The organism is Vibrio sp. ABH4_348, assembly GCF_056159765.1.
The window spans coordinates 1,629,033-1,648,537 of sequence record NZ_JBSWVW010000001.1 but is presented as its reverse complement, the minus strand read 5'-3'; the positions used below and the strand labels follow the sequence as shown (position 1 = coordinate 1,648,537).

General features: G+C 44.5%; 17 protein-coding genes. 6 read left to right on the top strand and 11 right to left on the bottom strand.

The genetic code is table 11. The features are described 5' to 3' along the window. Nucleotides 1–63: 63 nt before the first annotated feature. The 11 genes from ACXAFJ_RS07385 to pspF all read right to left on the bottom strand — a co-directional run bounded on the left by ACXAFJ_RS07385 (nt 64) and on the right by pspF (nt 12,461). Complete coding sequence (locus ACXAFJ_RS07385; protein WP_475322474.1) at nt 64–1,317, bottom strand: putative manganese transporter; 1,254 nt, start codon at nt 1,315–1,317, stop codon at nt 64–66. A 131-nt stretch (nt 1,318–1,448) separates the two neighbouring features. After that, the gene (locus ACXAFJ_RS07380; RefSeq protein WP_475322473.1) at nt 1,449–2,210 is read right to left on the bottom strand and encodes a class I SAM-dependent methyltransferase; all 762 of its coding nucleotides are present in this window, start codon (nt 2,208–2,210) and stop codon (nt 1,449–1,451) included. Continuing rightward, nucleotides 2,167–3,138, bottom strand: a complete 972-nt coding sequence (locus tag ACXAFJ_RS07375) for a glycosyltransferase family 2 protein (protein ID WP_475322472.1) — start codon at nt 3,136–3,138, stop codon at nt 2,167–2,169. Before ACXAFJ_RS07375 ends, ACXAFJ_RS07380 begins: the two co-directional genes overlap by 44 nt. Then, nucleotides 3,135–4,691 (bottom strand): hypothetical protein, encoded by a 1,557-nt coding sequence (locus ACXAFJ_RS07370; protein ID WP_475322470.1) that lies wholly within the window; start codon nt 4,689–4,691, stop codon nt 3,135–3,137. The genes ACXAFJ_RS07375 and ACXAFJ_RS07370 overlap by 4 nt, the downstream gene beginning before the upstream one ends. Before the next feature lie 460 nt (nt 4,692–5,151). Beyond that, complete coding sequence (locus ACXAFJ_RS07365) at nt 5,152–5,955, bottom strand: DUF2927 domain-containing protein (protein ID WP_475322469.1); 804 nt, start codon at nt 5,953–5,955, stop codon at nt 5,152–5,154. Next, nucleotides 5,946–6,731, bottom strand: coding sequence for a peptide ABC transporter ATP-binding protein (locus tag ACXAFJ_RS07360; RefSeq protein ID WP_475322468.1), 786 nt, complete (start codon nt 6,729–6,731; stop codon nt 5,946–5,948). The genes ACXAFJ_RS07365 and ACXAFJ_RS07360 overlap by 10 nt, the downstream gene beginning before the upstream one ends. After that, the gene (locus tag ACXAFJ_RS07355; protein WP_475322466.1) at nt 6,728–7,780 is read right to left on the bottom strand and encodes a peptide ABC transporter ATP-binding protein; all 1,053 of its coding nucleotides are present in this window, start codon (nt 7,778–7,780) and stop codon (nt 6,728–6,730) included. Before ACXAFJ_RS07355 ends, ACXAFJ_RS07360 begins: the two co-directional genes overlap by 4 nt. Continuing rightward, nucleotides 7,780–8,667, bottom strand: a complete 888-nt coding sequence (locus ACXAFJ_RS07350; protein WP_475322465.1) for an ABC transporter permease subunit — start codon at nt 8,665–8,667, stop codon at nt 7,780–7,782. The genes ACXAFJ_RS07355 and ACXAFJ_RS07350 overlap by 1 nt, the downstream gene beginning before the upstream one ends. After that, entirely contained in the window at nt 8,654–9,616 is a 963-nt protein-coding gene (locus tag ACXAFJ_RS07345; RefSeq protein ID WP_475322464.1) for an ABC transporter permease, read from the bottom strand. The genes ACXAFJ_RS07350 and ACXAFJ_RS07345 overlap by 14 nt, the downstream gene beginning before the upstream one ends. Next, entirely contained in the window at nt 9,616–11,181 is a 1,566-nt protein-coding gene (locus tag ACXAFJ_RS07340) for an ABC transporter substrate-binding protein (RefSeq protein ID WP_475324083.1), read from the bottom strand. Before ACXAFJ_RS07340 ends, ACXAFJ_RS07345 begins: the two co-directional genes overlap by 1 nt. Before the next feature lie 281 nt (nt 11,182–11,462). Then, nucleotides 11,463–12,461 carry a phage shock protein operon transcriptional activator gene (gene pspF / locus ACXAFJ_RS07335; RefSeq protein ID WP_475322462.1) on the bottom strand — a complete coding sequence of 333 codons (999 nt, stop codon included), beginning with the start codon at nt 12,459–12,461 and terminating at the stop codon, nt 11,463–11,465. A 205-nt stretch (nt 12,462–12,666) separates the two neighbouring features. Between pspF and pspA the strand changes: the two genes are divergently transcribed. The 6 genes from pspA (at nt 12,667) to ACXAFJ_RS07305 (ending at nt 19,398) form a co-directional block, all read left to right on the top strand. Beyond that, nucleotides 12,667–13,344 (top strand): phage shock protein PspA, encoded by a 678-nt coding sequence (gene pspA, locus ACXAFJ_RS07330; RefSeq protein ID WP_475322461.1) that lies wholly within the window; start codon nt 12,667–12,669, stop codon nt 13,342–13,344. Nucleotides 13,345–13,418: 74 nt separating this feature from the next. Then, a complete protein-coding gene (gene pspB / locus ACXAFJ_RS07325; RefSeq protein WP_475322459.1) occupies nt 13,419–13,652 on the top strand; it encodes an envelope stress response membrane protein PspB in 234 nt (77 codons plus the stop codon). Beyond that, complete coding sequence (gene pspC / locus ACXAFJ_RS07320) at nt 13,645–14,058, top strand: envelope stress response membrane protein PspC (RefSeq protein WP_475322458.1); 414 nt, start codon at nt 13,645–13,647, stop codon at nt 14,056–14,058. Before pspB ends, pspC begins: the two co-directional genes overlap by 8 nt. A 144-nt stretch (nt 14,059–14,202) precedes the next feature. After that, nucleotides 14,203–15,228, top strand: a complete 1,026-nt coding sequence (locus ACXAFJ_RS07315; RefSeq protein WP_475322457.1) for an efflux RND transporter periplasmic adaptor subunit — start codon at nt 14,203–14,205, stop codon at nt 15,226–15,228. Then, on the top strand, nt 15,225–16,313 hold the full coding sequence (locus ACXAFJ_RS07310; RefSeq protein ID WP_475322456.1) for an efflux RND transporter periplasmic adaptor subunit: 1,089 nt from the start codon (nt 15,225–15,227) through the stop codon (nt 16,311–16,313). The genes ACXAFJ_RS07315 and ACXAFJ_RS07310 overlap by 4 nt, the downstream gene beginning before the upstream one ends. Further along, on the top strand, nt 16,306–19,398 hold the full coding sequence (locus ACXAFJ_RS07305) for an efflux RND transporter permease subunit (RefSeq protein WP_475322454.1): 3,093 nt from the start codon (nt 16,306–16,308) through the stop codon (nt 19,396–19,398). Before ACXAFJ_RS07310 ends, ACXAFJ_RS07305 begins: the two co-directional genes overlap by 8 nt. Nucleotides 19,399–19,505: the final 107 nt, after the last annotated feature.

The window sequence follows — 19,505 nt, the reverse complement described above, 5'->3', positions numbered from 1 at the left end:
GCCAAGCACTTCGCTTGGCATTTTTGTTTTCACTTTTATCGTGGTGAATGTCTAAGAGTTAAATTACATTTCAAATAGATAGTAATATCCGTAGCCAACAATCAGAGCAGGAATAGCGGAATAGAAGGTTGCGGCTAGTGCGGCTTTGGGTGCAATTGCAATAGCAGGGAATAAAGCGTCACCATCGTTGGAAATTGCATTGGATATTTGGGCAGACAACGGCGCTAAGTCACTAATATAAAGGCTAGTCACTAATATTTGAGGACCACAGCCAGGAAGTAAGCCAACGACAACTCCCATCAATGGCATCCACACTCCCCAGCCAGTAAAGGTTTGTTCTAAATTAATTTCACCAAGACTTGCGGTGAGTTCAAACGCGAGAAACGCAACCACAACCCAAGCTGTGACAAAGTTAGTATCTTGCGCTGTTTTTTGAATTGGATGCGAAGCCACTAGCTTGTCGTCTTCAGAAACCGCAGATTGGTAGTCACTGATCTCTTGAGTTAGCGACCAAAGAAATAGACAGGTAATCACCAAGATCGTACCCGTCCATTCAATGGTCATGTCGGGCAAATTGAATAATTGGTTCTGGTCAATCTGAAACGAACCGAGCAACGCAATGATTGCGGCGGGAATCAGCATCCATTTCCACATCACACCTTGAAGGTTCAATGCTTTTTTATGAATGATACGAGATGAATCGCTACAAATAGAACCAAACGCTGTTTTGGCTTGAGGTCGTAAGAAATCATCCGCATGAAACAGATTGATTGTCAGACCTGTGATCACACCTGTGACGGCACCCAAAACAATAACACCGAGGCCAATTTTTGGCTCGCTTGCCAACAGTAGAAATGCAGCATCACCCATGGTTGAGGTTAACACTGCAACCACAGCGCCAAAGCCGACTTTGCCACGTACGAACTGCGTAGCGACTATGATTGCGCCACCGCAACCAGGCAAGGCACCGAGCAAAGACGCAAACAAGACTTGATAAGACCGAGAGGATTCGTAAAGAGTGACGATATGGCTTTTCTTATCAAAAAATCGAGAAGCGTAATGGTAAATTGCCAAGGTAAATGCGACATAACTCGATACAGCCCAAAACGCGTCAGATAAGGTTGCTACTGCAATTTCTCTTGTGCTGTCTGACACAACCAAACCTAGCAGTGCAATGGGGATGAACAGACGCTTGTGAGTTATTGTAAATTGTCGGGTACTCAACCAAGCTGGCAGTTTTTGAGACCATGAATGTAATTTTTCAGATTGATTAGCCAACGTGAATTTCCATAGCAGCGTAGATGGAAAGAGTATCATACAAATGAGAATCATTTGCAACTAAACTCGATGGAATTTATGGCTCATTTTGCCAATGGTTTTCTGGTATGCCATTTCTATCCACCTTGGCTTATCACAACACGATTCATATCACTCAGTTTATCGAGTGCTTATTCTGGTGTCGCGACGACCAGCAATGACAAACCAAATGGGAAATTGCCGTGTTTGAGCCAAAATCGCTCTAATGAAAATAGTCCAGTTAGTAGATCGTTTACCGGCTTTATGGGAAGTGTGTCAGCTATCGGCTTTTTTTTCTTCGAGAAGTACTTTGTAGGCCGATGTTTGCTGTATTGGCGGGAAAGCCATGCAATGGGAAATAGAAGACTATTAAAGTGAGAAATCTTTTCTATCTTGAATCCAGATTCTTGTAGCTTCAGAGTGATGCTGTTTGCTGAGTAACGTCGATAATGATGGTGTGCAATATCATGCTGACTGAAAAGGCTAGGGCAAGCGGGCAAAGTGAGAATCAAATGTCCGGTGGGTTGCAAACACTGCTTTATGTTCTTGAGCGCTAAACGATCATCTTCTATATGTTCTAATACGTCAAACAGGGTTACGAGGTTGAACTGGTTGTTGAATAGTTCACTTGTTTGCTGATTAACCTCAAAAACGGACTTTACAAGCTCAATATTTTTGTTGGTGACCAAATGGGGCAACGCTTCGTTACTGGGCTCCACACAAGTGAGTTGACCGAAGCGTTCGAGTACAGACAGGTTAGCACCAGTGCCGGTGCCAATATCAAGAATACGGAAATTACGATTGTGGAGAGAGTAGCGCTGCTCAAGTGTGGAGTTGATGATTTTTCGTCGCCCTTCGAACCACCAGTGTTTATCTTGAATCGCGCGCATGCTTTGGTATAGGTGCGTCTCCACGACTACTCTCCTTAATTAAATACAATGGGCGATGTTTAGTTTCTAGGTAGATTCTACCGATGTATTCGCCTAACACACCAATCCCAATAAGCTGGACTCCGCCAAAGAACACGACAGCAGTAAATAGAGAGGCGTAGCCCGGGATATCACCACCTGTAACAAAGGTGAACAGCAAAATGTATGCACCATAGACAAAACCAACCAGCGCAAAGAACATTCCAAGCACGCTCCAAAATCGCAATGGAATAACGCTAAAGCTCGTGATTCCATCCAAAGCATGTTGCAGTAAGCCGGGAAAGTTAAATTTGGTTTGACCGTTTTTCCTGGGTTGGCGATCAAACTCAACAATTGCAACGTCGTAGCCCACCCAAGAAAGCAGCCCTTGCATATAACGGGTGCGCTCCTTCAGGCGTAAAAATGCTGATACCACTTTGCGATCCATGAGTCTGAAATCACCCACATTTGATTCAAGTTGTTTGTCGGCTACTCGCTTCATTAAGCTGTAATATAGACTGGCGGTAAAGCGTTTGGGCCAGCTATCCGACAGTCGTGAACGGCGCTTTGCCAGTACGACTTCGTTACCGGCATACCATTGTCTGAGCATTTCTGGAATCAAGTCGGGCGGGTCTTGAAGATCGACATCCATTGGAATCACGGCATCTCCACGCGAAAATTCGATGCCAGCGGTAAGCGCCGCATCTTTACCAAAGTTGCGACTCAAGGAAACAAACTTAACCGCTGAAAATTCTTCAGCTAGGGCTTTAATGCACCCCAATGTCTCGTCGGTTGAACCATCGTCGACAAAAACGATTTCGTGTTTTTCTGTCAGTGGCGAAAAGCACGTTTCAATGGCGTCGACAAACCGGCCAAGGCTATGTTCTTCATTGAGCACTGGGCAAACAATTGAGACAAGTTTTGTACTTGTCATAGACCCTTCCTCGTGTACACACTAAATCCAGTATAGCTATATTGAATATAGTCAACGTATTGATAATCTTCGAAGAAATTGTCTTGTGGTAACTGAGTGGCAATCCACTCCTTAAACTGAAAATGCTCCGGATAACGATATAGAAATTCGGAACGCTCAATCACGATAATGTCAGGCTGGCGAGTTTTTACGTCTGCAACAATCCATTTGGCGACGGTTTGGGTAGGTAAGTTCTGCGCCAGTAAACTCGGAAGTGGCCAAACAACCGGAAAGCGACCACTCCAATGGTTTTGCAAATAAAATGTCATCGAATGCATCGGAAACAGAGTGGCAGTAATAGCATATAGCTTGTTTCCCGGTTTCGTGTATTTACTGAGAGAATCATATAGCGACGCAATTTCAGGTCGATGATTGTCTTGCAGCGTGGCTAATGGCCATTGTTGGTTTAGTGATTTCAAACTGAAGTTTGTCTGAAAAGATGCGGACGCTCCCCATAGCTTTTGATGGAATGTCATTGCTAACAAACCAGCGAGCAATACAAGACTGAATGCCGTATTACTCGATTTGGTCTTCATTAGCGCTTTGAGCTGTATTCCCGCGCCAGTGACCATCAAAAAAACGAGCACGGCGAAAAAAGGCATCATGTGATAGCTAAATGCTGTTCTGCCAAAGGCGAAAGCAAAAATACACGCTACACCAGTCAAAAAGCTGATGTCTGCAAACCACATGGGTAACGCTGAATCACGAATAATTCTGCAGGCGAGCCAGAGCATACCTAACATCAATGTGGCTTGTAGTGCCAGTCGCTCCAAAGGTGCAAAATACCCGTGGTAACTGGCATTGGCTAAAGGAACAATAGAGTCAAAATAAGTTGGAAAGAAAAACCAGCTGAACCCCAGATAAAGTAACCCGCATATGCCGGTTACCCAATTGGATAATCTGAATAGGCTTAAGATTTTCCGTAGACGAATCGCTAAATACAGTTCTCCGAAGAGCCAAACCACCAGGTATTGTGGCTTCAAACAAATGGCTAACGCTATTGCTAATGCAGAAATGGCTGATAACAATGAAAACTGTGCAGACTGCTTTGAACAAGCCAAGGCAAGCGAGCTCATGTACAGGAGCACCAGGCCCGCTATAAAATGCTCTCGCTGTAAAAAGCTCTCTGGCTGCAACCAAAATAGACTGATAAAAACTGCACTGCAAATAAGCGGACTAACGCCGGCTGCTTTCTTTCTAATGGCGAGACGGAAGTTGAGCGAACATATTGCGCTAACAACAAGTAACCACAGCACCATCCCGATCCGTAGGGCAAATACGGGGTTCCAGCCAAGTTCTTCTCCAAGCAGAAACGCTCGATAGATAAGAACAATCAATGGTGGGTTAATTTCAAAATACTGCTTGTAGAAATCAGAATGTTCAGCGTGTAGCGCAATTTGGGTAAGGAATGCAACATCTGCATTGACGACCAATTGCTGCTGGGTAATCCAAGTAGTGAGCACCACTAACCCGCACATAATCAACGTGATTACCCAGTTTAGAAGCCTTACCATTCCTTGCTGCTTCACGATATCGAAAATCCTTGTTCGAATAACTACTCAATATACTTATACCCAAGTGACCTCAAGATGCGAGGTTCAGCGAGAATTAACTAGACTTCAGACAAGGCATTGATTTGCAGATCTAGTCGCTCTAAATCAAGAATCAATAACGCAGTATGAAGCCTAGTTAAACTCGCCCTTGGGAGCTCATATTCTGTCTCATTTCTTCGTCAAAGAACTTGGAAAGGACTCGTCATTCCGCTGCGTTCTCTTCCTTGAACTGAACCAGAATATGTAGCTCTGAGTTCTGCATCTTGAAGTTACTTGGGTATATCGCCAACCGTTAACTACATTGGCTAAAAATGACGTTTACACGGAATGCGTCTAGGTACTGAACGCAAATTGAGATAAACGACATTTTCAAATATAGGCTAGTACATTGAGACTAAAGCGTCGGATAAGAGTTTGAATTTTAGAGGCCAAACATAGAAACAAGGGCTGATTTGCGCGCGATCTGTACTGCGTCGTCTAACCGACCTGATTTTTGGTACTGTTTGAGCAATGGCTTGAGCGCCTGTCGAACTTGGATGTCATTCATTCCGGGCTGAAGTGTGTCTTCATACAAGAGTCGGATTAATACTACGTCTAACGGAGACAGTAGGTTTTCCGGCGTATTGTCATTAAAGATCGACGGATAGGCGTTTAGTGAGTCATTTGGTAAGCCAAGAACTTGAGTGATTTCTTCAACAATACAGGCGACAAGTTTGCCTTTCTCTCGGGCAAGGTCGACTGGAATGATGATGGCAGCGTTATTCACGGCACCTGTGTTGTCCAATCTATAGCCCGCCTTACAAATTGCGCCGAACAGGTTATCTGACGCAGCTTGACCAAGTAGGCGTTTTACCTCACCCCCCCAGTTCTCTTGATTGGTAAACACCCAGCGAATATTGGCCTTGTCTTCCGAATCGACTAGTTGGATTGGAACTGGGATCAACTGACGGAGGTGAGACAAGTGCATCAAGGTCAGTTTTCGTTGCAATTTTGCATCGCCCGCTTTGTGACTTAGGTGAATACGCAGTGGTTTAGTCCACTTGGTTAAGGGCTTTTCACCTTTTTGATATTCATTGCGGAGCGCAACGGAAACAAACGCGTCTTCGACAAATTCAGTGTCGAGCCAAGTTTTTTGGAAGGCGACAGTGTTTTGTAAGGACTTGGCAAACGAGCCAGCACTGAGAATGCTGCAAACTAGCCCCAAAAATAGCGCTTTTAACGACATACCTTCGCTCGACTAAAATGACTTTCGACCATTCGTTGCGTCACTATGTGGCTAGGGGCGGTTAGAATGTCTTGGGTATCTCCGGTTTCCACCACATGCCCCTCATGCATTACCATGACTTTGTCGGTAATGTGTTTAATGATTCCAAGGTGCTGAGATACGTAAATAAACGCAACGCCCATTTCTTGCTGTAAATCGAGAAATAGATTGATGATTTGTGAACGCATCGCCATATCAAGTCCGTTCAAGGCTTCATCGGCAACAATAATTGAAGGCTGAAGAATCAAAGCTCTTGCTAAACATACCCGTTGTTTTTGGCCGGCAGCCAACATTTGTGGATAGAAATAAGCATGTTCTGGCAGCAGACCAACGCGAAGCAACGTTTCCTTTACTCGTTGCATACGTCTTTCGGGTGGCATTTCCGTATTTCGTTTAAGTGGCCCCTCTAATATTCTGCCGATTTGAATGCGCGGGTTTAACGATGTATTGGGATCTTGGAATATCATGCGGATTAATTTACACCGCGTGGAATAATCACCGTGAACCAGTGACTCGCCATTGACGCGCATGTCGCCAGAACTCGGCTCAACTACACCAGCCAGCATGCGCGCTAATGTTGACTTCCCGGACCCATTTTGACCGATAAACCCAATGGTTTGTCCGGGTTGTAAATCAAATGAAACCGGATGAACGGCGTGCTTTGTGGTCTTGGAAAACAAGCCGGAACGAGTAGTGAAGTGTTTACTCAGATCTCTGACTTCTAATAGCGCGCTCATGATGATTCCTTTGAAATGGGAGTGACATCAAGGGTCATTGCTTTGGGTGCGTCACTTTTACGTGATTTGGTATTCATAGGAAAATGGCAAGCAAACTTGTGATCTTTGATTTTCCGAGTCCTTGGCAGTTCCACACATTGCTTTTGAGCTTGTGGGCAACGTGGTCCTAACCGACAGCCTATCGGCAAATGCTGAAGGGGAGGGATGGAGCCAGGTAATGAGTGCAGTTTCTGCTTGTGCGAGACCTCGGTATTGAAATCCGGCATGGCTTTCAACAAAGCCAAGGTGTATGGGTGCTTAGGTTGGCACAAAATCTTTTGCGTATCTGCTGATTCAACCGATTGCCCACAATACATCACGGTAATTCGATGTGCCCACTGTGTGATCGACGCCAAATCATGACCAATCAACACAATGGAAGTGTTGTTAACCTGATTCATACGACTCAGTAAGCGCAGAATTTGCGATTGAGTAATGGGGTCAAGGTCATTGGTGGGTTCATCAGCAATAAGCAGTTTAGGTTTTGCGGCGATCGCCATCGCGATCATCACTTTTTGGCACTCGCCGTCAGTTAATTGGTACGGGTAGCTAGAAAGAATCCGTTTGTGGTCTTTAATACCAACCTTATGCAGCAGGGCAATAGCTTGCTTTTTGCGCCATTTGATTCGCTCCCACCATTTACCCTCAAACGCACTTGATGGAATCGATTCTGTTAACTGACTGCCGACTTGCTCAGACGGATCAAGACAGGTAGACGGTTCTTGGAAAATCATCGCAATGTCACGGGCAATCACACGTCGCCGTTCTTTGGCCGTCAGTTGCAACAAATCCAATTTGCCCAAGCGCATCCGGTCAGCAGTGACTTTCCAATTGTCCTTACAAACACCAAGAATGGCTTTCGCTACCAAGCTTTTACCCGAACCTGATTCCCCAACTAGACCACGGATTTCACCTTCATTGAGGGTCAAACTCATACGGTCAACCGCTTTCATCAAGCCTTGCGGGGTCTCGATTTCAATGGTTAGGTGTCGAATATCAAGTAATGGCATTATTCTATCCCCGCATTCAGAGAACGACGAATCCCTTCACCGACCAGGTTTACTGCAATAACGGTGAGAAGAATCGCGACACCAGGTAGTGCTACTGTCCATGGGGCCAAATAAATGAGTTCGGTCGAATCGCCAATTAGCGACCCCCATTCTGCGGTGCTACTGTCAGCGCCCAAGCCTAAAAAACCTAACGCTGAAATATCAAGAATTGCGATCGATAGGGCAAGAGTAAATTCAGCGGCCATCACCACTAACACATTGGGCAAGATAGAATTCCAAAGCAAATAGAAGTCATTGGCCCCGTCGAGTCGAGCGGCAATGATGTAATCTTTTTCCATTTCCGCGTGAATGGCCGTGTATACCGAGCGAACAAAGCGCGGCACTAGGGCTAAGGTAATCGCCATTAGAATGTTAAATTCACCAAATCCAAGAAAGGCCACAAAGATAATCGCCAATAACAAGGATGGAATAGACATAACGGTATCGAGAAAGTGATTTAATGTGCTCGATAGCAGTCCACGGGTCATACCAGCAAGAATACCAAGCAAACAACCCGCCAATGTCGCAATTAAAGTGACGACAAATGCAGACCCAACAGTATGTTGTGAGCCACTCAAAATTCGTGACAAAATGTCGCGACCTAAGTCATCAGTTCCAAAGAAGTAATCCACTCGACCAGCGTCATGCCATGAAGGTGGCAACAGCAATAGCTCACTTTGTTGAAGAGGGTCATGTGGAACAATCCAAGGCGATAGAATGACAAGTAAGCTGAGAATTGCCAAAAACCAAAGTCCTGTCATGGCTAAGGTGTTGGCACGAAAACTGCCCCCAAAGCGCTCCAATTGGGTAGGAATGCGTTCTTCTTGGTATACGTTATTGGTTAGCATCCCATTCCTTCCTCGCGAGTGGATTCATAAAGGCAGAGATGAACTCAGCTAACACGTTGGCCATCATCACCAATGCGCTGACGACAATAACACCAGCTTGAATCGAGACGTAGTCTTGTTCGAACAAGGCGTCGAGTAGCCATCGACCAATACCGGGCCAGTCAAATATGGCTTCCAAAACAATCGCTAAGGTAAGCATGGTGGAAAGCTGAGCGCCAATTTTGGGAATAATAGGTGGAAATGCGTTGCGCAGCACGTGTTGCACCACAATCTTATAGGTCGAAAGACCTTTAATTCTCGCCGCTCGAATGTAATTGGTCGCCATGACTTCACTGACCGACGTTCGCATCATACCAACTACCTGCGTTGTAGGCGTTAATGCCAAAACCATGCAAGGTAGCAGCAGGTGTTGCCACACACTGTGTATTACGTAGGGCTTCTTTGGATCGTCCATTAAGAATGCATCAATTAAGGCAAAGCCTGTGACGTAGGGGATTTCATAGAGTAAATCATAGCGGCCAGAAACTGGAAGCACTTCCCAATTCAAGGAGAATAGCATGATCATCAACAATGCAATCCAAAATATGGGCGCGGAGAATCCAGTCACTGACACAAATGAGATGACCGTATCGAGTGCTTTACCTTGCCTCATTCCTGCAATGGTACCCAAAGGAATACCGATCACAATGGAAAACAAAAAGGCGATAAAACATAGCTCCAACGTGGCGGGGAAAACCAGTTTAAGTTCTTCGACCACAGGGTTCCCGTCACTTGTAATCCCAAAGTCTAGTTGTAACAAACCTTGCGCGTATTGATACCAGCCTGCCCAAAATTCGATTTGTAACCAATGCGAGTTCGGTTCAAGACGCGCTAAATTAAAGCCCACAAAAGATAGAATCAGCAGAGTGATGAGCAGTAGATTGATTCTGCGAACTAAGTACACCAGCATTATTCTACCCTCTTAACCGTGTTTAGCGGTTGTACATCAAATGGGCTGCTGACAATGCCGACCAGCGACGTCGATTGTGCTCTGTGTTGGGTGCCATGCGTCAAAGGAATCAGCGGGAATTCAGCGTTCAAAATATTCTGTGCTTGTTGATAAAGATTTACACGGTATCGATGTCTATCTACTTCCAGCGCCAAATCGAGCAAAAAGTCGAAGTCACTATCGCACCAGTTGGTTTGATTCAATCCCGAGCGTTTAGCAAGGCATGACAGTAGAGGTCGATAAAAGTTGTCAGGATCGCCCGTATCAGCAATCCAGCCGCTTAAATACAAATCAGCGGCGAAGCCGTCTTGTTGTTCATCCATATTGATCAGTAATAACTCGACACCGATTTCGGCGAGTTGCGTTTGAACTAGCTCTGCAGTTTTTGTTGGGCTAGGGTTAAACGCTGTCGGCTGATTGGGCACTGCCAAAGTTAAACGCAGTCCATCTTCAATGCCTGCTTCCCGCAAAAGACCTTTTGCATAGCTTAAATCGTAGCGAATTTGAATGTTGTCTTGGGCGTAGGCCCATGAGGTAGGAGGTAATAGAGAGTAGGCATGAGTGCCTGCTCCGTAATACACGCTGTCCAATATCGCCTGACGATTGATGGCAAAGTTAAGAGCGCGCCTTAGATCTACGTTTTGTAATTCGGGCGATTCGGTATTAATAGCAATGAAAGAACTGTTCATTGCTTGAGTTTCGATAAGGCGCAATTTCGTTTGCGAGCGTATGGTTTGTAGTTGGCTAGAAATTGGCGCGTTTAACACATCGCATTCGTTACGCAGTGTTTTAGCAAGCGTACCTGTCCCTTGATTTGAGACATCGAAAACCACTTGTTGCATGTGCGCAAGACCATCCCAATAATCTGGGTGTCGTTTTAGGCGGACAAAATCGTTTTTGTAGAACTCAGATAACTGGAAAGGACCGGTTCCAATCGGAGTACTATCTATTTTCTCGGGTTTGTTCTGCACCAATAATTGTTCACTGTATTCCTGTGACAAGATCACCGCATATCGGGTGGCAATGTTAGACAAAAACGCGTTATTAGGTCGACTTAAAGTAAATTTGACGGTGTGCGGCCCGAGCGCCACCACATCGACCAACAAATTGTGGAAACCAATACTTTCAAACCAAGGGAAATCGCCGTCAACCGATTGATAGAAAGGATGACTAGGATCGATGATTCTGCGGAAACTAAATACCACATCATCACTGTTCATCGGGCGACTCGGTGTAAACCAAGCTGTGTTTTGGAACCAGACATCCCGTTTTAGCTCAAATGTATATTGAGTACCCGTTGAATCAACACTCCAATCTCTTACTAAGTTAGGAACAGGGCGGAAAGACAGTGGGTCTATAACAAGCAAAGTATCGTAGATTTGAGCGCTAAGGGCTTCAGCGGTAACGCCGCCGTGCACACGCTGTGGATTGAACGAATGTGGAGACGGATAACCGCAGTAGACAAATCCTTCTTGACGAACTTGATGATGGCTAATGGACGTATCGCAACCTGCCATAACTAACAGGCCGGTGAAAACAAGTGTTAAGCGGACGAGCCAACTCGTCTTGTTGTTCGAAGGACTATTTAGCACAGTCACTCGGGCCCATAATTCGCATTTCCATCTAATAAACGCCCTCTACACCTGACTACTGACATTTTATGACTGACGTGTTACCCACATTCAAGAATGCGGTTACTTCGCTTCGCAAATTTACCATTATTTAGTGCTACTACCAAAGCTAAGGCCATGGATTGCTAGTAGTATCTAACCTAGCTCATGTTTTTGCTGTTAGCGTATGGTATGACTCAATCTACTTGTATGTTGTATTTTCTTATCATCCCTCTTATTTGATGATAGCTAAGACCCAGCAACTCAGCGGCTTTACGCTGGTTAAATTTTCCTTGTTCTAATGCAGTATTGAGCAACGTTTTGTCTAACTCTTCTTGCCAATTTTTGTAGTTCATCGGCAAGGTGAACATGGAAGAAGCATTGGCATCGTTACCTGATGGAGTTGGTTCAGCTTGTTGGTTGGATTGCCAAGGGCGTTGGAAAGGGTCAAAAACAATGTTGTCGATGGGGTCCGGTTCTAGCCCATGCTGATACACGGCACGTTCGATAACATTTTTCAGTTCTCGCACATTTCCGGGCCAGTGATATTCGATCAATGCATTGCATGTGTTTTCTGAAAAGCCAACAAATAGCTCGAGATTTAGCTCTCGACACATTTTGATTGCATAATATTCCGCTAGTACAAGAATGTCTTCTTTGCGCTCTCTTAACGGCGGTAGCATGATGACATCAAAGGCCAATCTATCCAATAAATCGGCTCTAAAGTCGCCATCTGCAGCCATTTTTTGTAAGTCAGCATTTGTAGCGCAGACAAGTCGAACATTGGTATTCAGTGTTTTTTGCCCACCAACTCGTTCGTATTGTCCGTATTCGATAACACGTAGTAGCTTTTCTTGAACAGAAAGTGGGGCTGTGGCTAGCTCGTCTAAGAATAGGGTACCACCTTCAGCACGTTCAAAACGGCCTTTGTGCTGACCTTTGGCGCCAGTAAAGGCTCCTGACTCGTGACCAAATAATTCTGAATCAATTAGGCCTTCGCTTAAAGTAGAGCAATTCAGAGAGATTAAGGGTTGATCCCAACGTTTGGACAGATAATGCAATCTCTGAGCAATTAGCTCTTTACCGGTACCGCGTTCGCCGATAATAAGCACGGGACGTTCAATTGCGGCGAGCCGTGATACTTTGTCTAAGACCGCAAGAAAAGCAGGGCTCTCGCCAATTAGGTTTTGTTGCATTTGATTAGCCTTGGTGAAATTTACCAACTGTGAGTTAAATTGAACACTTATTACGTCGAAGTGCAAGTGGTTTTTAAATAAATCGTTATAAAACAATGATTAAAAAGTTGGCACGCTACTTGATTGTATCTAAGCAGGTTGAGTGAGAAACCGCTCACTCACAATTATGGCGGTGACGCTGACTTTGTATAGTAAGGAGATCGAAATGGGTATTTTTTCTCGTTTTGCAGATATTGTAAATTCAAACATCAGTGCGCTTCTCGACAAGGCTGAAGATCCTGAAAAAATGATTCGTCTAATCATCCAAGAGATGGAAGACACCTTAGTTGAAGTAAGAACAAACTCAGCAAAAGCCATTGCAGATAAAAAAGAGCTGCAACGCAAAGTAGAAGCCATTGAGTCACAGATTGTTGATTGGCAAGAAAAAGCAACACTCGCCATTAACAAAGAGCGCGAAGACTTGGCAAGAGCGGCGTTAATTGAAAAGAAAAAGCTGCAAGACGTAGTTAAAGGGCTAAGAACGGAGCAAACCTTAGTTGAAGAAACTATTGAAAAACTCACTGGCGAAATTACTAAGCTGGAAACCAAAATCACTGAAACGCGTGCAAAACAGCAGGCTTTGGCGATTCGTGGTCAAGCAGCATCCAACCGTCGTGATGTGCAAAAGCAGCTTCATACGTCTCGCACTAATGAAGCAATGGCTAAGTTCGACCAGTACTCACGAAAAATTGATGAGTTGGAAGCCGAAGCCGATCTATATGCCAAAACAGGTGAGGGCAAATCACTAGACCGCGAATTTGCTGAACTACAGGCTAACGATGAAATCGAACAAGAGTTGGCCAAGCTTAAGCAAGGTCTAGGCAAAGAAGACAAGTCGTCTTAATAGCAAAATAATCGGGACCATCAATCGTTAGTTGTGGGTACAATTCTGTACCCACGTAAAAGGAGTTAAAGCTTATGTCCACCGCCGTCATTATTGTGCCTTCAATATTGTTCTTAATATTTGTGGCACCCTTGTGGTTAATTCTTCACTACCGCAGTAAGAAAAAAACTGCTGGTGGCCTAACAAGTGAAGACCAAGACAGATTGCTGGCTTTGGCAGCCAAATCTGAACAAATGGGTGCGAGAATTGCCACGCTTGAAAAGATATTAGATTCAGAATCCCCTTCATGGAGACAACGTTATGAATAAGCGTCAACTTACACGCGATATGCACAACAGAAAGATCTCAGGTGTGTGTGCAGGTATCGCTAACTACTTCGATATCGAAACCTGGATCGTCCGCATAGCATTTGTCTCAGCGTTTCTACTTGGTGGTGGACCATTAGTGATATTTGGTTACTTTGGTTTGGCATTTATGCTTGAAAAAAAGCCCGTAGCGCGCGTTGGTCATAAAGCTGAACCAAAAACAGAGCCACCACGCCAGCCGCGCGAGCACAAGCTAAAAGAAAATGTATGGGAAAGAGGGCAGACTCCAGGTGAAATGCTGAGTACCTTAGAGCGTGAGTTTGACGGATTCGAACGGACATTGAGAAAAATGGAAGCGCACGTCACCTCCGACTCTTTCCAAGTAAATCGACAGTTCAAAGAGCTGTGATATAAGACTTAACTATCTGAATAGACGGACTAATTTATCAAGTTGATTAATTTGAGTGATTAGTCCGCAGTCAGTCTCCCAGCATTGGAATTCAATCTACTATTGGTCTAAGGTTTTGACAACAACAGTCATCGGACCATTAGTATGCTTCGAGAAACCCTTACCCTCACTCCATTAATTTTTGCGTTTTTGGTTAATTCCGAATACGTATATTCTGAACCCGCTAGACCCGCCAAATTTTATTCCGTTTCAGTAGGTGACTCCCAATTCCTGCGCACGTTTCCCGCTACTTCTGAAGCTGGAGAACATGCTGTTCTGTCATTTCGCGTTCCCGGACAAGTTGTCTCAATGGATGTTTTGGAAGGTCAAACAGTTTCCAAAGGACAAATTTTGGCGGAACTTGATATTAACGAATATAAATTGATTGAGAGAAAGGCTCGAGCACAGCTAACTTTGACTGAAGTTCAGCTCGACCGTGCTAAAAAACTCAAAAAAGACCAAGTAATCTCAGAGCAAGATTTTGATTCAAGTGAAGCAAATTACAACAGCGCTAAGGCTAGCTGGGAGCAGGCCAAGCTAAATCTCAGTTACGCGAGCTTAAAGGCTCCGTATGACGGACAAGTTTCGTTTATCGATGTCAATAACTTCGAGTTTGTTGGGGCAAACCAACCAGTTATTAGCATTCAAACCGACCAGGCGCTTAAAGTGGTGTTTCAGTTACCAGAGCACTTGCTCAATCGGTACTCCCAAACTGAAATGCCAACCGTGAATATGACATTCGATGCTTTTCCCGACAATGAATATCCGTTGGAGTTTTTGGAAATCGATACTGAAGCCGATAACAAAACTGGCTCTTATAAGGTAACCATGATCATGCAAAAACCAGATGATGTGGGTGTCCTGCCCGGGATGTCAGGAACGGTGAAGGTAAAAGCAATTTCAACCAAACCTACCCCAATTCCTGACAATGCGTTAGTTTTCCAGCAAAACAAGACGTTTGTGTGGCGAGTTACACCTAACCAAACGGTAGAAAAAGTGGAAGTTGTGCTGGACGACAATCAGCAAATTGTTAAAGGCCTGAAAAATGGTGATGAGATAATCTCAGCCGGAGTAGATTCTCTATCAGAAGGTATGAAAGTGAGACGTTGGGTTAAGGAGCGTGGATTATGATTCATTTTAAAAAAACGCTTACTGCTTTGGCGTTGATTTCCATGTTATCTGCTTGTAGCGAGACGGCAGAAGTGGTCGAGAGGAGTGCGCCCAATGTAAAGGTGGCGACGGTGGAAACTGAAAGCTCAACAGGGGATTTGTTTTACCCTGCTGTTGCCTCCGCTGCCAATAAAGCGCCACTTAGCTTTAAAGTTTCAGGCGAGTTGGTATCAATTTCCGTGAAAGAAGGCGATCTCATTCAAAAGGGGCAAGTGATTGCAGAGATAGATGCCAGCAATTACCAGCTAGAAGTCGACAACGCTAGGGCACGTTTCCAGGTTATTGATAATCAATATACACGTTCAAAGCCACTGGTTGAAAAGGGATTACTTGCCAAGTCCCAATTTGATGAGATAGCCGCTCAGAGACAAATAGCGCTAGCAGACCTTTCTCTCGCGGAGCTAAGACTTTCTTACACTAAGCTAAGAGCACCGTTTTCTGGTGTGGTTTCCAGAATTTTGGGTGCAAACTTTGAAAGTATCCAAGCGGGTCAAGCAATACTCAATATCAATAGTATTGATTCGGTAGAGGTCATTGTTCAGTTACCGGATCGTCTGTATGCGAATAAGCCATCAATGGAAACCTTCCAAGACATCGTTGTCACTGTAAAAACGGGTGGTGGAAATGAGTATGCTTCAAGAATTAAAGCGTTTACAACCGAGCCAGATCCAGACTTTGGTACTTATACGGTTACGTTAATCATGCCAATGCCTAGTGATGAACTGATTTTTGATGGTATGCCGCTAGAAGTGACCACTCGTGGCGAAAATGCAGGCGTGTCATTTGAACGCGGGTTGTCTGTTCCGATTGAAGCCGTATTCAATGGTGATGGTGATGGGTTGTCCCCAGAAAATAGTTTTGTGTGGGTAGTTGGCAGCGACAACAAAGTAACGAAAAAGCAGGTTAACGTGATTAAAGCAAGTCGAGATACTCTTCTTATTGATGAAGGTTTGAAAATAGGAGACCAAGTTGTTACCGCTGGTATGTCTCGTCTTTTTGAAGGCCATGAAGTAGTAATCGTGGCGAAGGAGGTAAATGATGAGTAATTCACCGGTTACTTCTGACAGCTCTGTAAAGGGAATCGCAGCTTACTTCATCCAGAACAAAGTTATCTCGTGGATGATGACGTTAGTGTTTTTGATTGGCGGAACAGTTTCGTTTTTTGAGCTAGGTCGACTAGAAGATCCAGCATTTACGCTAAAGGATGCACAAATTATCACTTCTTATCCAGGGGCCACGCCTCAACAAGTGGAAGAAGAAGTGACGTACCTTATAGAGAAAGAACTTCAACAATTGAAGTACTTAGACAAAATTACTTCGACGTCTAGTCGTGGGCTATCTCAGATTTCGGTGAGTATGAAGGCCAACTATGGACCGGATGACCTACCACAGATTTGGGATGAAGTTAGAAGAAAGGTCAATGACTTAGAAAGTCGCTTGCCGCCAGGTGTTAACCCACCCACAGTCGTTGATGACTTTGGCGACGTTTATGGCATTTTACTCGCGGTAACGGGTGAAGATTACACTTATAAAGAACTGTTGGATTATGTCGATTACCTGCGTCGTGAACTTGAGCTTATTGATGGTGTTAGCAAAGTAGGTGTCGCAGGTCAGCAACAAGAGCAGTTGTTCATAGAAATCTCGCAAAAGCGTCTGAGCAGCTTGGGTTTGTCTCCTGATACGGTTACTAACCTGCTTGCCAGTCAAAACATGGTCTCAAGTGCTGGCGCGGTGAAAATTGGTGAGGAATTGGTACGCATTCAGCCAACGGGTGAGTTTACCGATGTGGACCAGCTAGGTAATTTGATTATCACCGAACGAGGTACGTCACTAATTTATCTAAGAGATGTGGCTGAAATTACCCGTGGCTATATCGAAGTACCAAAAAACGTGATTACCTATAACGGCCAATTGGCGTTGCATTTGGGGATTTCATTTGCTGAAGGTGTCAACGTTGTTGAAATCGGTCAAAAATTCGAGAAAAGACTAGCAGAACTATCGGTACATCAACCTATTGGTATCGATATATCAGAAGTTTACAGCCAACCTAAAGAAGTTGATAAATCCGTTACTGGTTTCGTCACTAGCTTAGGTCAAGCGGTTGCCATTGTTATTGTCGTGCTGTTGTTCTTTATGGGCCTGCGCTCTGGACTTTTGATCGGTCTGATTCTACTTCTTACCGTTCTTGGCACCTTCATTTTCATGCAGTATTTCGCTATCGACTTACAAAGGGTTTCACTCGGTGCGCTAGTCATTGCATTAGGGATGCTGGTGGATAACGCGATAGTGGTGGTCGAGGGAATACTCGTTGGAACCCAACGAGGTAAGACCCGTTTGCAAGCCGCAAACGATGTGGTTACTCAAACCAAATGGCCATTATTGGGTGCGACTGTGATAGCAATTACCGCGTTTGCACCAATTGGTCTTTCAGATGATGCAACTGGTGAGTTTTGTGGTTCATTGTTCTTTGTACTGCTTATTTCATTGATGTTGAGCTGGGTAACAGCGATATCTCTTACTCCATTCTTTGCTGACTTGTTCTTAAAAGGGCAGAAAAATAACGGCGAGAATGAACAAGCAAAAGACCCATATAACGGGATTATCTTCACGGTTTACCGTAGCTTCCTCGTTGCTTGTATGAGCCGTGCTTGGCTAACGGTCGCGGTACTTATCGTAAGTTTAGTGGCAGCTGGTTACGGGTTTGGCAAAGTAAAGCAGGCGTTTTTCCCAGCTTCAAATACGCCAATGTTCTTAGTAGATATTTGGATGCCTGAAGGTACCGATATTAGAACGACGAACGAAAAGTTGGAGTCGATAGCGGGCTGGTTAAATGAACGCTCCGAAGTTGAACATATTACCACCACAGCTGGTAAAGGTTTGATGAGGTTCATGCTGACTTATGGTCCTCAGAAGAGCTACTCTTCTTATGGCGAAATTGTCACGCGTGTTACAGACCATTTACTGCTTCCGGAACTAATGGATGATTTCCGTAACCACTTAGCGCTAGAACATCCTGAAATTCAGTACAAGCTTAAGCTCATAGAGTTAGGCCCTGGTGGTGGAGCTAAAATAGAAGCTAAAATTACTGGTTCCGATCCAACAGAGCTTCGTCGTATAGCGGCTCAGGTGACTGAGGTTCTTTATAACGATCCGGGTGCAACCAATATTCGTCATGATTGGCGTGAACGAACCAAAGTACTTCAGCCTCAGTTTAATGAGAGTCAAGCTCGTCGCTACGGCATCACCAAAATGGACGTCGATGAACTTCTTAATATGGCGTACTCTGGTGACACAATTGGTATGTACCGCGATGGCACGACCTTAATGCCAATCGTTTCTCGCTTTGTTGAAGAGGAAAGAGTAGACATCAGAAACATTGAGGGCATGACGATTTGGAGCCCTGTTCTTTCTGATTACATTCCATTGCAACAAGTGCTTTTGGGATACCAGATGGTATGGGAAGATCCAATCATCGTTAGGAAAGACCGCAAACGCGTACTAACTGTAATGGCAGACCCAGATCTTCTCAGTGAAGAAACTGCAGCGACGTTACAAAAGCGGATCGAAGCAGACATTGAGGCCATAGAACTACCAGATGGTTATACCATTGCATGGGGTGGTGAGAAGTCGTCATCGTCAGATGCACAGTCTTCCCTGTTTGTGACAATGCCTTTGGGCTACTTATTCATGTTCATGGTAACAGTGTTTCTGTTTAACTCAGTTAAAGAGCCACTGATTGTTTGGCTAACTGTGCCTTTGGCGATTGTTGGTGTAGCGACAGGTTTACTGCTGCTTGATACCGCATTTGGCTTTATGGCATTGCTTGGTTTCTTGAGCTTGACGGGGATGTTGCTTAAAAATGGTATCGTTTTGCTCGACCAAATTCAGGTTGAAATAAACTCAGGTAAAGAAGGCTTTGATGCGGTTGTGGATGCTGCGTTAAGTCGTGTTCGCCCGGTTTGTATGGCGGCGATCACTACCATCTTGGGTATGATTCCGTTAATGCCAGATGCGTTCTTTAAACCAATGGCGGTAACCATCATGTTCGGTCTTGGGTTTGCGACTGTACTGACATTGATTGTTGTGCCCGTACTTTACAAACTATTCCATCGAATCGAAGTACCTCAATAAGCCTCAAGTAAGTTTAAAAAATCCACCCTAGCGGTGGATTTTTTTATTCATTGCACAAATGGTCAGTTTTCTATGCGATTTTGGCTTTAAGCTTTTGATACTTAATT